Here is a 12,967-nt window from a genome sequence, read left to right as displayed (position 1 = left end):
CCGGACGCCGCAGGACGGGCGGGACGGTGCGGACACCCCCTGGGCGGGCCCGCTGCCGGGCTCACGTCGCCCCGGCCGCGGTGAGGTGCCGGGCGAGCGTCGCCCGGTAGGCCCGTTCGGTGGCGGCGGCGACGTGGTCCCAGCCGAACCGGCTCGTCACGCGCCGGCGGCCGGCCGCGCCGTACGCCTCGCGCAGGGCTGGGTCGGCCAGCAGCCCGGCCACGGCGTCCGCCAGCGCGGCGGGGTCGCCGGGCGGCACCAGGCGTCCGGTCTCGCCGTCGGCGACGGTGTCGAGCTGTCCCCCGACGGCGCTCGCCACGACGGGGCGGCCGCAGGCCATCGCCTCCAGCGGCACGATCCCGAAGGGCTCGTAGTCGGCGGGGCACAGGACGACGTCGGCGCTGCGCAGCACGGCCGGCACGTCGGCGCAGGGGACGGCGCCGAGGAAGCGCACCCGGTCGGCCACCCCGGCGGTGCGGGCGAGGTCGCGCAGCCGGCGTACCTCGGGGTCGTCGTCCAGCCGGCCGGGCTCGGGGCCGCCGGCGATCACGAGTTCGGCCTCGGGCAGCCGCGCGAGCGCGGCGACGGAGACGGCGGCACCCTTGCGAGGCACCAGCCGGCCGATCTGGAGCAGGCGGTGGCGGTGACGGGTCCCACGTTCGGCGACGGGGCCGTCCGGGCGGAACCTCTCGGTGTCCACCCCGCAGGGGACGACGTCGGCCTTGTCGGCGGGGACGCCCATGCGTTCGAGTTCGGCGACCTCGTCCCGGCAGGTGGCCACCACCCGGTCGCAGCCGATGCCGATCTCCCGCTCCAGGCCGATGCGCGACGGCGGGCTCGTGTCGGCGCCGCCCTGGTGCCGCTTCTTGACGGTGCCCAGCGCGTGGTAGGTGTGCAGCATCGGCAGCCGCAGCTCGCGCGCGGCCGTCAGGGAGGCCAGACCCGACATCCAGAAGTGCGAGTGGATCAGGTCGGGCTGCGGGCCGTCCAGCCAGTGGCCGATGAGGTAGTAGGCGAACTCCCGCATGTGCGGCAGGAGTTCGTCCTTGGGCAGGTACCGGGCCGGGCCGGCCGGAACGTGGTGCACCGTGACGCCGGGGCGCAGGGCGGTGCGGTCCGGCAGGTCGGGGGCGTCGCGGCGGGTGTAGACGGTCACGCGGTGGCCCCGGTCGGCGAGGGCCCCGGCCAGGCAGGCCACGTGCACGTTCTGCCCGCCGGCGTCGACCCCGCCCAGGGTCGCCAGCGGGCTGGCGTGCTCGGAGACCAGCGCGAGGGACAGCGGCCGCCGGGGGCGGCGTAGCGTGACGGCCGGCCGCGGAGGGGACGACGTCATGACCGCACCTCCGTCATCAGGCGCTCCCAGTCGTCCAGGAAGCGTTTGAGGCCGTAGCGCTCCAGGGCCGCCTGGCGGGCGCGGGCGCCGTCCTCGGCCGCGGCCTGCGGTTCCTCGAGGTAGTGGCGGGCCGCCCGGGCCAGTACCTCGGGCCGGGTGGACAGGACGCCGGTGCCGGGCGGGACCGCCTCCACGGCTTCGGTGGCGGCCAGGGCCACGACCGGCATGCCGAGGTGCATGGCCTCCAGCAGTGACAGGCCGAGCGAGGTCCAGCGCACGGGGTGCAGGTAGAGGCGGCGTTCCGCCATCGCCGCGTGCAGCCGCCGCTGGGGCAGCTCGTGGGAGCGGCACCGGTCGGGGGGCAGGCCCAGGTGGGCGGCGAGTCCTTCGGTGCGCATGCCGAAGACGTCCAGCGGGGCGGAGCGCGCCAGGTCCGGCAGCAGGTCCGTGCCGGTGTGGCGGCCGCGGCGGACGGGCTCGTTGACGACGACGGCGGCGCGGGGCAGCGCGCCCGTGTAGAGGTGGCCCGGGTCGACGATCCCGTGCTCGATGACCTCGGTGCGGGTGGCGCCGTTGTCCCAGAACAGCCGGTTGAAGTGCGTGACGTGCACCAGTGTCAGGTCGGTGCGGTCGGCGCACGGGTGGCGGGTGTCCGGTACGGCGCCGTCCGGGGCGTTGTGCTCCAGGTACACGGCGGGGACGTCCCGGCCGGGGCGGCGCCGCAGCCAGCGCTCGGCGAGTTCCGCCTCGTGGGGCCGTTGCAGTACGACGAGGTCCACGGGGGCGTCGGCCAGTTCGGCGGGGCTCACCTCGCGGACGGACTCCGGCCAGTCGAAGGTCCGGGCCCGGCCCAGTCCGTCGGGCCCCCGGTCCGGTGTGACGGGGACGAGATAGGTGTGGGGCCCCTGGACGAAGGCGGTGGTCCAGGAACCGTGGACGTGCCACAGCAGGATGTTCATGCGCTTGCTCCTCGGTCTTTCTCGCCCGGGTCCGCCGGGCGGGCCGGGCTGCCGTTCACGGGCGGGGGCCCAGGAGCCCGGCGACGGCCGCCAGCAGCTCGCCGTCGCCGACACCGTCCAGGCAGGGGTGCCCGTCCACCGGGCAGTCGCGGGCCCGGCTGGCGGCGCAGGCCGCCGCCTGGTCGCCGAGCAGGACGTGGGGCACCCGGTACGGGCGCCAGCGTTCGGCCGGCACGACAGGAGCGAAGGCGCAGACCACCGGGGTGCCGACGGCGCAGGCCAGGTGCATGGGGCCGGTGTTGCCGGTCACGACGACCCGGGCTCCGGCGAGCACGCCGGCGAGTTCGTGGAGGTCGCCGGTGACGCCGCCCAGGTCGAGGCCGTGCCGGCCGGCCACCTCGGCGGTCAGGTCCTTCTCCGCCGGGCTGCCGGTGACGACCACGCGGTGGCCCGCCCCGTGCAGGGCCGCGGCGGCGCGCGCGGCGCGGCCGGCGCTCCACCTGCGGGAGGCCACGGCGGCCCCCGGGTGGAGCACCACGTACGGTTCGGGGCCGGTCAGCCGCGTCGAGTCGGGCGGCGGGTGGATGCCGAGGGCGCCGTCGTCGCCGGGCGGCAGCCGGTAGCCGAAGGCGCGGACCAGGTCGAGTGCGGCCTCGGCCTCGTGACGGCCGGGCAGCCGGTGGTGCCTCAGGTCGAGCAGGGAGCCGGGGTAGTCCTCGCAGTCGGCGGCGACCCGCTCCACGCCCGCGAGGGCGAGCAGCAGGGCGGCCGGCAGCGGGCTCTGGTGGTAGGACACCAGGATCACGCCCCGGTCGAAGCGGCCCGCGGCCAGGGCGTCCACCAGCAGTCCGCACTCCTCGCGGGAGGTACGGCCCGGTTCGAGGCCGACCCAGGGGGCGTCGTAGACCAGGACCTGGTCCACCCCGGGCAGCAGCCGGGCCGCCGGGACGCCCTGCGGTCCGCAGAGCAGGGTGGTGTGCGAGGACCCGGCCGCCACCGCGCGCACGGCGGGCCCGGCCAGCAGGACGTCCCCGGCGCTGTCGAGGCGTACGACCAGGCTGCGCGGGGCGCTCATCGCGGGGTTCCGCAGGGGGGTACGGGCTCGGCGGCCGCCAGGATCAGGCGGACGGCGCCGAGGAGGTCGGGTGCCGTCTCCGGGGCGGCGGCGACCTCACCGGGCCGGGTGACGGGGGTCGGGACGAGGATGCCCCGCGCTCCGGCCGCCTCGGCGGCCCGTACGTCCGCGCCGATGTCGCCGACGACGACGGTGCGGGCGGGGGCGGCGCCGAGCCGGGCGCAGGCGGCGAGGACCAGGCCGGGCGCCGGCTTGCGGCAGCCGCAGCCGTGGCCGGGGCCGTGCGGGCACACCGCCCACACCGCGAACGGCCCGAACAGCGCGTCGACGCGACGGCGTACGGATTCCACCTGGTGCCGGGTCAGGAGGCCGCGGGCGACGCCCGACTGGTTGCTGACGACGCCGACCGGGACCCCCCGCTCGCGCAGGGCCGCCACGGCGGCGCGGGCGGCCGGCATGGGGATCACGCGGTCGGGGTCGCCGTTGTAGGGGACGTCGACGACGAGGGTTCCGTCGCGGTCGAAGAGGACCGCCTCCGGCAGCCCGCCGGCGCTTCCCGGCCGGCCGCGGGGGCGGGGGGCCGCGCGGGGGGCGTCCCACACCCAGGGGTCTTCGCGGGCGTCGGCCCCGGGGCGGCGCGGTCGGCCGGGCGGGGGCTTCACGTGCGCACCCGTTCGCGCGGCGTCCGGCGCGGGTCAGCGGCGTCCGCCCGGGGCGGGAGCGCGGGTCCGAGGGGGCGGGCCCTGCGGTGCACGACGTGCCCGCGCAGCCAGTGCCAGGTGGCGACGGGCGGGATCAGCACGCTGGTCAGCAGCATCGTCAGGGTCTCGGTGCGGTTCCTGGGGCCGGGCGCGATCCGGGCGGCGGCGAACTCGGCGGTGCCGGCCAGCCAGCCGGCCGCGCACACGGCGGCCGCTCCGGTCCTGCCGGACAGGGCGCAGCCGGCGGCGGCGCCGGCCGCCGCGCTGACGGCGAGGTGGCCGCGCAGCCGCCCGCGGGGGGCGCCGGCCCGGTCCCACCAGCCGGGGCCGTGCAGGCGGTTCATCAGCACGTCGTCGGCGTTGCCGGCCTGCACGCGGACGGAGACCCAGCGGTCGGCGGGCCGTACCGGATGGGTCGTGCGGCGGGTGCCGGGGGCCAGGGTCCAGCCGCCGTCGAGGAGTCGCAGCGCCAGGTCCGCGTCCTCCCTGAAGGCCCGGGGGAAGCGTTCGTCGAAGCCGCCGGCCGCGTCGAACGCCTCGCGCCGGAAGGCCATGTCGGCGGTGATCCAGCGGGCGGTGGACAGGCCCGCGGTGTTGCGTTCCCAGTCCGTGGGCCGCCGCCCCGGGGGGAGCGGCACGTCGATGCGCGCGGTGACGGCCGCCGTGTCGCGGGACGCGGTGGCCAGGTCACGGGCCAGGTCGCGGCCCCAGGTGGGGCCGGGTACCACGTCGTCGTCCAGGAAGACGATCCACGGCACCGGTCCGGCCGCCGCGGCACCGGTGTTGCGGGCGGCGGCGGGGCCGCGGCCGGCGCCGGCCACGACGGTGGTCACCGGGCGCAGCGCGGGGGGTACGTCCAGGCCGGGGATCCGGGCGGGGGCGCCCCGGCGGTCGTGGACGAGGACGACCGCCGCCGGTCCGGTGCCGTCGGCGGTGGCGGCGGCGAGGGCCGCCAGGCAGGCGCGCAGGCTCGGCCTGCCGAGGGTGGGGACCACCACGGCGTACGGTGCGGCCTCGGGCTGCCGCGTCCGCGCGCTCACGCTCCCTCCCCGTCACGGAACAGCGGGCCCCGCCGTACGGCGTACGGGCCGATGGCGAGCAGGTCGACGGGTGACGAGCCGAAGCACTCCAGGGCGTCGCGGGGGTCGTCCACCATGGGCCTGCCGGCGGTGTTCAGGCTGGTGTTGACGACCACCGGCAGTCCCGTGCGCCGCTCGAACTCGGTGAGCATGCGCGCCACCAGCGGCTCGCGCTCCGGGTCGACGGTCTGGATGCGTGCCGTCCCGTCGACGTGGACGACGGCGGGGATCCGCTCCAGCCAGTCGGCGGCCACGTCGTGGACGAAGAGCATGTACGGGCTGGGCATCGGGCCGTCGAAGATCTCGGCCGCCCGCTCGGCGAGCACCATGGGGGCCACGGGCCGGAACTGTTCGCGGCCCTTGACGTCGTTGAGGCGTTCCAGGTTCCCCGCGTGGCCGGGGTGCGCCAGCAGGGAGCGGTGTCCCAGGGCGCGCGGCCCGTATTCGCTGCGCCCTTGGAACCAGGCGACGATGGCGTTGTCGGCGAGGGCCTCGGCGACGGTCGCGGCGATGTCCGGCGGCCGCTCGAAGGGCACGTTGGCCGTCTTGAGCCAGGCCCCGATCTCCGCGTCGGACCAGTCGCGGCCCAGGTCCGCGCCGTTCATGGGTTCCGGGTCGTCGCCCGCCCCGGCGGCGAGGAGCAGCGCCGAGCCGAGGGCCGTTCCGGCGTCGCCGGCGGCGGGCTGCACCCAGACCCGGGAGAAGGGGCCCTCGCGGGCGATGCGGGAGTTGGCGACGCAGTTGAGGGCCACTCCCCCGGCGAGGGTGAGGACGTCGTCGTGGGTGCGGCCGTGCAGCCATCGGGCGAGGTCGAGGAGCGTCTCCTCCAGTACGGCCTGGGCGCTGGCGGCGACGTCGGCGTGGGCGGCGGTCCACGGCTCGTCGGCGCCCCGGGGCGGGCAGAACTCGTGCCAGGGGACGCCGGTGGCGTGGAAGCCGCCGTCCCCGGTCGGATACACGTACCGTCGCAGCTCGGGCAGCAGGCGCGGGGTGCCGTAGGAGGCGAGGGCCATCACCTTGAACTCGTCGGAGGACCTCAGGAAGCCGAGGTGGTCGGTGAGTTCCTCGTACACGAGCCCCAGGGAGTGCGGGAGGTCCTGGGCGTACAGCGGTTCCAGGCGGCTGCCGGTCCGGCGCGCCGCGAGGTGGGAGGCGCGCTCGCCGCGCCCGTCGAGGACCAGGACGGAGCTGGTGCCGGCGTCCTCGGCGGCGAACGCGCCCGAGGCGGCGTGGGCCATGTGGTGGGGCACGAACCGGACGAGGGCCGGGTCGAGTCCGGGAAGCGCCGTGGCGAGGAAGCCCGGTGCCTCGCGTGCGTACGTCTGGCGCAGGTGGTCCCAGGGGTCGTGCAGGCCCAGGGCGTCGGCGGGGCGGGCCAGGGCCGGGTCGTAGGAGTACGCGACGAGGTCCAGGTCCTGCGGGCGCAGCCCGGCACGGCGCAGGCACCAGGCCGCGGCCTGCTCGGGCAGCTCCCACGCGGAGAACGGGAGGGGCCGCTTGCCGTGCTTGCGGCGCGAGAACCGCTCTTCCTCGGCGGCGGCGACGGTGCGGCCGTCGATGACGAGGGCGGCGGCGGGGTCGTGGAACAGCGCGTTGATGCCGAGAATGCGCATGGCGGTGCGGGCCTTTCGGCTGGGGGATGCGTCGGCCGTCGGCGCCGGGGCGGGGGACGGCCGCGCGCCGGGCGTCGGGGGTCAGTGGTCGGGGTGGGCGCGGAACCAGGCGATGGTGCGGCGCAGCCCTTCCTCGGCCGTCACGAGCGGCTCCCACTGGAGCTTGTCCCGGGCGAGGGTGATGTCGGGGCAGCGCACGGCGGGGTCGTCCGTGGGGCGTTCCACGAAGCTGATCTCCGAGGCCGATCCGGTGAGTTCGATGATCCACCGGGCCAGTTCCAGCATGGTGAGCTCGGCGGGGTTGCCGAGGTTCACGGGCCCCGGCATGCCGTGCGCGGCAGCCGCGAGGATCCCGGAGACGGTGTCGTCGACGTAGCAGAGCGACCGCGTCTGCAGGCCGTCGCCGGTGACCGTCAGCGGTACGCCGGCCAGGGCCTGGCGGATGAAGGTGGGAACGGCGCGGCCGTCGTAGCCGCGCATGCGCGGGCCGTAGGTGTTGAACAGCCGCACCACGCAGGTGTCGGTGCCGAGGGCCGAGCCGTGGGCCGTGGTGAAGGCCTCGCCGAAACGTTTCGCCTCGTCGTAGACGCTCCTCGGGCCGACGGGGTTGACGTGGCCCCAGTACCGCTCGTTCTGCGGGTGCTCCTGCGGGTCCCCGTACACCTCGGAGGTGGAGGCGAGCAGGAACCGGGCTTCGCTGCGGTGCGCGAGCTCCAGCGCGTTGCGGGTGCCGAGGCTGCCGGCCTCCAGCGTGTGCAGCGGCATCCGGAGGTAGTCGGCGGGAGAGGCCGGGGAGGCGAGGTGGAGGACCAGGTCGGGGGTCCGCTCGACGGTGAAGGGCCGTGCGACGTTCGCCTCGTGGAGCGTGAAGCCGGGCCGGCCGGCCAGGTGGGCCACGTTCTCGGGCCGTCCCGTGCTGAAGTCGTCCACGCAGGTGACCGCGGTGCCCGCCTCGATCAGGGCGGAGCACAGGTGCGAGCCGACGAAGCCCGCACCCCCGGTGACGACCGCGTGCTCCCAGGTCCGTGACGCGAGAGAGCCCATCGTGACCTCCTCTGGAAGGCGGAGCGCGGGAGCAGGCGGCGAGGGGGCGGTGGGGCCCGCGCCGTCGTTCCTGGGAACAACCCGCAAGGTGACCTCAGCCTGCCCGAGGGCCCGGCGCGGCGCGCGGGAGAGCGCGCGTTCGGGTGACGTCGCGCAGTCACCGCGCCACCGCCCCGGCCCGCCGCGCACCCGGCCCCTGGGAGCGGCCATCGGGCCGCAGCGCCCCGGATCCCGGTAATATCGGCAGTGCGTCCTCTCGCTTTGTTTCGCCGGCCAGGACGACTCCTTCGGCTCCCTCCGAGCCGCACGCGGAGGCAGGCGTGAAATTACTCCGGGGCACCGCAGGCACACGTGGCGCAAGCGCGGCTTGCCCGGCCGCCGGACGCCGCGAGCCGTCAGGCGCCGGATCCTGGGGCGGCTCGCCGCCTGGGGTGCCCGGCTGATGTGGTGGGGCGTGCGCCTCGCGGTCCGCCGCATGGTGCGCGCCGTGTTCTGACGCGTCCCGCGCGGCCGCCCGGCTGCTGCCGAAAGCCGGATATCCAGGCATGAGCGGCCCCATACCGGGCAGTGGTCAGGTAGGAATTCGGAGGTGACCGGTAATGGCCACGAGCAAGAAGGCCAAGCACGTCGGACAGAACGTCAAGGGCAAGGTCAAGGAGACCACCGGCAAGGCCGTCGGCAACGAGAGCCTCACGCTCAAGGGCAAGGCCGACCAGAAGGCCGCCGATGCCAAGCAGACCGGACAGAAGGCCAAGGACACGCTGACCTGACCGGTCCGCCCCGGAGGCCGCCGTCCCACCGGATGGCGGCCTCCGGCATGTCCGGACCCTCCGGCGGACGCCACCTCCCGGGCTTCGGCCCCGCTGGACGGTCCGCGCACCGCCCGACCGGCATAGTGGTGGCGTGAGCACCCAACGTGACGACGCAGACAGCGATGTCCCCGACGGCAGCCCGGCGCCCGAGTGCGCCGGGGAGGAAGAGGCTCAGGTCATCGTGGTGGGGGCGGGGCCTGCCGGTTCCGCCGCCGCGGTGCACCTGGCTCGGGCGGGGGTCGACGTACTGCTGCTGGAGAAGGGCTCCTTCCCCCGGGAGAAAGTGTGCGGCGACGGCCTGACACCGCGCGGCGTGCAGCAGCTGGTGCGCATGGGCGTGGACATCGACGCACCGGGCTGGATGCGCAACCGCGGGATGCGGTGGGTGTGCGAGGGCAACCAGGTCGAGCTGGACTGGCCGCGCCTGGGCAGCCTTCCCGACTTCGGCCTCACCCGCAGCCGCTACGACTTCGACGAGCTGCTCGCCGCTCGCGCCCGTGCCGCCGGAGCGCGCGTGCGCACCGGGGTGAAGGTGACGGCGCCCCTGACCGGCCGGGCGGGATGCGTCACCGGCGTGGCCGCCGTCCACGGGCCGGGCAAGGAGCCGGTCCGCTACCGCGCGCCCCTGGTCGTCGCGGCCGACGGCGCGTCCGCGCGGACCGCGCTGGCCGTGGGGCTCGAACGGGACGCACGACGGCCGGTCGCGGCCGCGGCGCGCCGCTACTACCGCAGCGAGGCCCGTACGCACGACCCGTACCTGGAGCTGTGGGCCGATCTGCGCTGTCCGGGCACGGGACAGGACCTGCCCGGTTACGGATGGGTGTTCCCGCTCGGCGACGGGCGCGTCAACGTCGGCCTCGGCGCCCTGCCCCAGGGGCGGCCCCGGCCCGTGGACCTGCGGGCGGCCATGGAGCACTGGCTGCCCCGGCTGCCCGCGGACTGGGGCGTGCGGGAGGAGAACGCCGACTCGCCGCTGCGCAGCGCCCCGCTGCCCGTGGGGCTGAACCGGCGGCCGCAGTACCGCCGGGGGCTGCTGCTCGTCGGGGACAGCGCCGGCATGGTCAGCCCCTGGAGCGGCGAGGGCATCGCCCAGGCCATGGAGGCCGCGGAGGTGGCCGCCGAGACCATCGCCCTGGCCCTGGCCCGGCCGTCCGGGCCGCGGCGGGAACAGGCGCTGCACCAGTACCCGGCGGAGCTGCGCCGCCGCTGGGGCCGCTATTACCGGCTGGGCAACCTTGCCGCCGATCTGGTGTTCGCCCGGCACGGCTACCGGCAGCTCCTCCACCCCCGGGTCATGGCCTCGCCCCCGCTGCTGCGCGCGCTGGCCCGGCTGCTCACCCAGGCGACCGCGGGGCCGGCCCACGACGGCGTCGACGCCCTCCTGCACCTCCTTCTGCGCCTGGTGCCGGCCCCCAAGCGATAGCCGCCCGGTGCGGCACCTTCGAAGGAAAGCCGCGCGGCCGACCCCGCCAAAGATATTTTCCGTCCCGCGTTTATCGGACAACCTCCGGGTAATACGCCTGATCGGCTGGATCGGAGCGGGCGAAAGGGATGACATGAGTGCCAGTGAGAAGGCAAAGGCTCAGCTCGAACGCGTCGCCGGGATGGCCGTGAAGAAGACGGCCCACGCGATGGGCAAGGAGACGATGGCCGCCAAGGGCGCCGCCCTGGAAGCTCGGGGAAAGGCCAGGCAGATGAAGGAGAAGGGCAAGGACACCTTCCGCTGACCGGGGCCGGACCGACTCTTGACTGACTAAGCGAGGCAAGAAGAAATCATGGGCATCATTGCTTGGATCCTGATCGGGCTGCTCGCGGGCATCATCGCCAAAATGCTGATGCCCGGAAAAGACCCGGGTGGCATCATCGTCACCATTCTGATCGGTATTGCGGGCGGGCTGCTCGGCGGCTGGCTCGGCAAGGTGATCTTCGGAGTCGACTCCGTCGACGGGTTCTTCGAGATTTCCACATGGATCGCCGCCATCGTCGGCTCCCTCATCCTCTTGGTGGTCTACCGCCTGTTCAGCCGCGCGGCACGGTGACGGGAGCCCTGACCGGGCGCGGTGATTCGGGCATTCGGCCCCTCCCAGGCGGGAGGGGCCGTTTCCGTGCCCGGGGGCGGGGTGCCGCTCAGGGCGGGAGGAGCGGGCCGAGGGGGCCGAGGTCAAGGTTGAGGTCTTCCAGGGCGTAACCGTGTTCGGCGCACAGCTCGGTCATGCGGTCGTGCAGGGCGAGGAGGGTGGCGCCGAGTTCCTCCTCCTGCTCGTCGGTCAGGTCGCCGGAATCCACGCGGCGCAGGGCCTGGCGTTCGATGAGCTGGCGCAGCAGTTCCACGAGGGTGAGCACGAGCTTGAGGAGGTCCTCGCCGACCGTGTCGGGATCCGTACGGATGCGCCGGGCCGGCGCCCGGGGCTCCCCGGGGGTGCCGGGGGGTGCCTGGAGGAGCCGGAAGGCGTCGGCCATCGTGTCGCCGATGCCGGTGAGGTCCGGCGTGGCCGGCGGCCTGGCCGGGGGCTCGGCGTTCACGGCCCCTCCCCACCACGGGCGGAGCTGCCGGCCGGGTCGCCGACCGAGGTGATGAGGGCGCGCAGGGAGATGCGTACGAGGTCGATGTCCGCGATGGACAGGACCACGTCGCCCGTGATGACGACGCCGCCGGCCAGAAGCCGGTCGAGGAGGTCGACGAGGGCGACCTGCCGGCCCGGCAGGGGTTCGTCCCGTTCGCTGAGGGTCATGGCGCTCACGTGCCGCGGAGCCGGTCGGCCGGTCCGGCGGGCTCCGCCGGGCCGGGCGGCGGCACGGCGAAGGAATAGGGCGCCCACGGGCCGGTGACCTCGATGCGGACGCCCGGCAGGTCCTCGCCCGCCTCGCGCACGGCGGTGCGGAACGCGTCGGCCTGGCCGTCGGGGACGAGGAAGGCGTCGTTGAGGACGTTCTCGCCGCTGTCATCACGGGCCAGGGACCCCGTCTGGGCCGGGTGCCGTACGACGTGGGTGGCGTACCGGGCCGCCGTGGCCGCGATGCGTTCCGCGGCCTGCCTGGCCTGGCCGTAGCGGTCCTCCTGGGCGTGGTGCTGCGCCCTGCGCGCCTGGAGGTAGGCCTTGCCGGGGGAGGCGGGCTGCGGGGCGGGCGGTTCCGGGCCGGCAGCGGGGGTGGCGGTGCCGGGGCGGACGTAGACCTTGACCCCGTACTCGGCGTGGCGTGCCAGGAGCGAGAGCCGGTCGGCAAAGCTCCGGCGCTGCCCGCGCAGGGCGTCCAGGGCCCGGCCGTCGTCCTCGTAGAGGGTGGCCATCCGCAGGGGCAGGACGGTGGTGTGGTCCATCAGGGCCTGGATGACGTGGTGGTGGGCCCGCGCGGTGGCCTCGAGCCAGTCCAGGTCCTCGAAGTGCGCCTTGAGCGCTTCCTCTCGCCACTGGGAGGCGGGTACCGGGCTGACGACGAAGGCGGCGGTCGCGGGGTCCTCGCTGGCCTCGGCGCCCTCTCCGCCGTCGCGGCCAAGACCGCCGGGGGCCGTCAGGAGGGCGACCGGGGCCCCTCCGACGCCGTGCAGGCCGGCCACGGCGTCGGCGAGCTCCGGGGTGACCGAGGCGACGGCGTAGACGTACGTGAGGACCGGCTCCGCGTTCATGGGGAGGGCTTTCTCCTGGGGGCGGCCCGCGGCCGGGTCCGCTCCTCCCCCGCCGCGCCCCGATCGGCGTCACCGGTGCGGGGGGCCTCCAGACGGTCGCGCCGCAGGGCCTCCAGTTCGGCCCGCAGGCGGCGGTTCTCCTCCGCGAGGGGGTCTCCGCTGTGGCGGGAGGAGAGCGAGGGGTCGTACTCCCACCAGTCGATGCCCATCTCCTTGGCCTTGTCCACCGAGGCGATGAGGATCCGCAGTTTGATGGTCAGCAGCTCGATGTCGAGCAGGTTGATGCGGATGTCGCCGGCGATGACGATGCCCTTGTCCAGGACGCGTTCGAGGATGTCGGCCAGGCTGCCCGAGGAGGCCGGCGGATAGGACATCGGCGTCGCCCTGGTCGGCAGGGGGCCCAGCCGGTTCGCAAGCGGGTCAGTCACGGTCCCCGGCCTCCTCCCTGGTCACGGCCGGCTCCGCCGGTATTCCATGATCTCGTCCAGGCGGTCGAGGAGTTCCTCCTCGGCGCGGTCGAAGCCGTCCTGGTCGATCTCGCCGCTCCTGAGCCGGCTGTCGAGTTCGCCCAGGGCGGCCCACACGGGCGCGGGGTCGTAGTACTCCTCGGCCGCCTTGTCCGCGACCCGCTGCGCCACCCAGATCGCGGCGCGTACGGGCGCCAGCGGCGCCGTCACGAGACCACTCAACAGGCCCATCGCTCCTCCTCATCGCCCAACTCCGGCC

General features: G+C 75.4%; 16 protein-coding genes. 4 read left to right on the top strand and 12 right to left on the bottom strand.

What is annotated here, in order from left to right:
• Positions 1–61: 61 nt before the first annotated feature.
• The 7 genes from ACZ501_RS17650 to ACZ501_RS17620 all read right to left on the bottom strand — a co-directional run bounded on the left by ACZ501_RS17650 (position 62) and on the right by ACZ501_RS17620 (position 7,804).
• On the bottom strand, positions 62–1,333 hold the full coding sequence (locus ACZ501_RS17650; RefSeq protein WP_468796343.1) for a glycosyltransferase: 1,272 nt from the start codon (positions 1,331–1,333) through the stop codon (positions 62–64).
• The gene (locus ACZ501_RS17645) at positions 1,330–2,292 is read right to left on the bottom strand and encodes a glycosyltransferase (protein WP_361611431.1); all 963 of its coding nucleotides are present in this window, start codon (positions 2,290–2,292) and stop codon (positions 1,330–1,332) included. Before ACZ501_RS17645 ends, ACZ501_RS17650 begins: the two co-directional genes overlap by 4 nt.
• A 55-nt stretch (positions 2,293–2,347) precedes the next feature.
• Entirely contained in the window at positions 2,348–3,367 is a 1,020-nt protein-coding gene (locus ACZ501_RS17640; RefSeq protein ID WP_362456357.1) for a glycosyltransferase family 9 protein, read from the bottom strand.
• On the bottom strand, positions 3,364–4,029 hold the full coding sequence (locus ACZ501_RS17635; protein ID WP_468796341.1) for a D-glycero-alpha-D-manno-heptose-1,7-bisphosphate 7-phosphatase: 666 nt from the start codon (positions 4,027–4,029) through the stop codon (positions 3,364–3,366). The genes ACZ501_RS17640 and ACZ501_RS17635 overlap by 4 nt, the downstream gene beginning before the upstream one ends.
• Positions 4,026–5,108: a glycosyltransferase gene (locus ACZ501_RS17630; RefSeq protein ID WP_468796339.1), complete on the bottom strand. Its 1,083-nt coding sequence runs from the start codon at positions 5,106–5,108 to the stop codon at positions 4,026–4,028. The genes ACZ501_RS17635 and ACZ501_RS17630 overlap by 4 nt, the downstream gene beginning before the upstream one ends.
• Positions 5,105–6,760, bottom strand: coding sequence for a carbamoyltransferase family protein (locus tag ACZ501_RS17625; RefSeq protein WP_362456365.1), 1,656 nt, complete (start codon positions 6,758–6,760; stop codon positions 5,105–5,107). Before ACZ501_RS17625 ends, ACZ501_RS17630 begins: the two co-directional genes overlap by 4 nt.
• 81 nt (positions 6,761–6,841) lie before the next feature.
• A complete protein-coding gene (locus tag ACZ501_RS17620; RefSeq protein ID WP_361611221.1) occupies positions 6,842–7,804 on the bottom strand; it encodes an NAD-dependent epimerase/dehydratase family protein in 963 nt (320 codons plus the stop codon).
• A gap of 599 nt (positions 7,805–8,403) precedes the next feature.
• Here ACZ501_RS17620 and ACZ501_RS17615 point away from each other — a divergent pair.
• The 4 genes from ACZ501_RS17615 to ACZ501_RS17600 all read left to right on the top strand — a co-directional run bounded on the left by ACZ501_RS17615 (position 8,404) and on the right by ACZ501_RS17600 (position 10,655).
• Complete coding sequence (locus tag ACZ501_RS17615) at positions 8,404–8,574, top strand: CsbD family protein (RefSeq protein WP_361611219.1); 171 nt, start codon at positions 8,404–8,406, stop codon at positions 8,572–8,574.
• Between the two features lie 133 nt (positions 8,575–8,707).
• The gene (locus tag ACZ501_RS17610) at positions 8,708–10,039 is read left to right on the top strand and encodes a geranylgeranyl reductase family protein (RefSeq protein WP_468796338.1); all 1,332 of its coding nucleotides are present in this window, start codon (positions 8,708–8,710) and stop codon (positions 10,037–10,039) included.
• 133 nt (positions 10,040–10,172) lie between these two features.
• The gene (locus ACZ501_RS17605) at positions 10,173–10,343 is read left to right on the top strand and encodes a hypothetical protein (protein ID WP_361607935.1); all 171 of its coding nucleotides are present in this window, start codon (positions 10,173–10,175) and stop codon (positions 10,341–10,343) included.
• Between the two features lie 48 nt (positions 10,344–10,391).
• Positions 10,392–10,655, top strand: coding sequence for a GlsB/YeaQ/YmgE family stress response membrane protein (locus ACZ501_RS17600; RefSeq protein WP_468796336.1), 264 nt, complete (start codon positions 10,392–10,394; stop codon positions 10,653–10,655).
• Positions 10,656–10,743: 88 nt separating this feature from the next.
• On the opposite strand, the gene ACZ501_RS17595 is transcribed toward ACZ501_RS17600, so the two are convergent.
• Genes ACZ501_RS17595 through ACZ501_RS17575 form a run of 5 tightly spaced genes read right to left on the bottom strand, consistent with a single transcriptional unit; the run spans position 10,744 to position 12,939 of the window.
• The gene (locus ACZ501_RS17595; RefSeq protein WP_362456571.1) at positions 10,744–11,076 is read right to left on the bottom strand and encodes a gas vesicle protein K; all 333 of its coding nucleotides are present in this window, start codon (positions 11,074–11,076) and stop codon (positions 10,744–10,746) included.
• Between the two features lie 59 nt (positions 11,077–11,135).
• Positions 11,136–11,348 (bottom strand): gas vesicle protein, encoded by a 213-nt coding sequence (locus tag ACZ501_RS17590; protein ID WP_361607929.1) that lies wholly within the window; start codon positions 11,346–11,348, stop codon positions 11,136–11,138.
• Between the two features lie 5 nt (positions 11,349–11,353).
• On the bottom strand, positions 11,354–12,241 hold the full coding sequence (locus tag ACZ501_RS17585) for a GvpL/GvpF family gas vesicle protein (RefSeq protein ID WP_468796334.1): 888 nt from the start codon (positions 12,239–12,241) through the stop codon (positions 11,354–11,356).
• On the bottom strand, positions 12,238–12,669 hold the full coding sequence (locus tag ACZ501_RS17580) for a gas vesicle protein (RefSeq protein WP_362456378.1): 432 nt from the start codon (positions 12,667–12,669) through the stop codon (positions 12,238–12,240). The genes ACZ501_RS17585 and ACZ501_RS17580 overlap by 4 nt, the downstream gene beginning before the upstream one ends.
• 21 nt (positions 12,670–12,690) lie before the next feature.
• The gene (locus tag ACZ501_RS17575) at positions 12,691–12,939 is read right to left on the bottom strand and encodes a gas vesicle protein GvpG (protein WP_361607920.1); all 249 of its coding nucleotides are present in this window, start codon (positions 12,937–12,939) and stop codon (positions 12,691–12,693) included.
• Positions 12,940–12,967: the final 28 nt, after the last annotated feature.

The organism is Streptomyces sp. NPDC034085 (genome assembly GCF_055575555.1).
The sequence above is the reverse complement of the archived record's forward strand: the minus strand, read 5'-3'. Positions and strand labels throughout refer to the sequence as shown.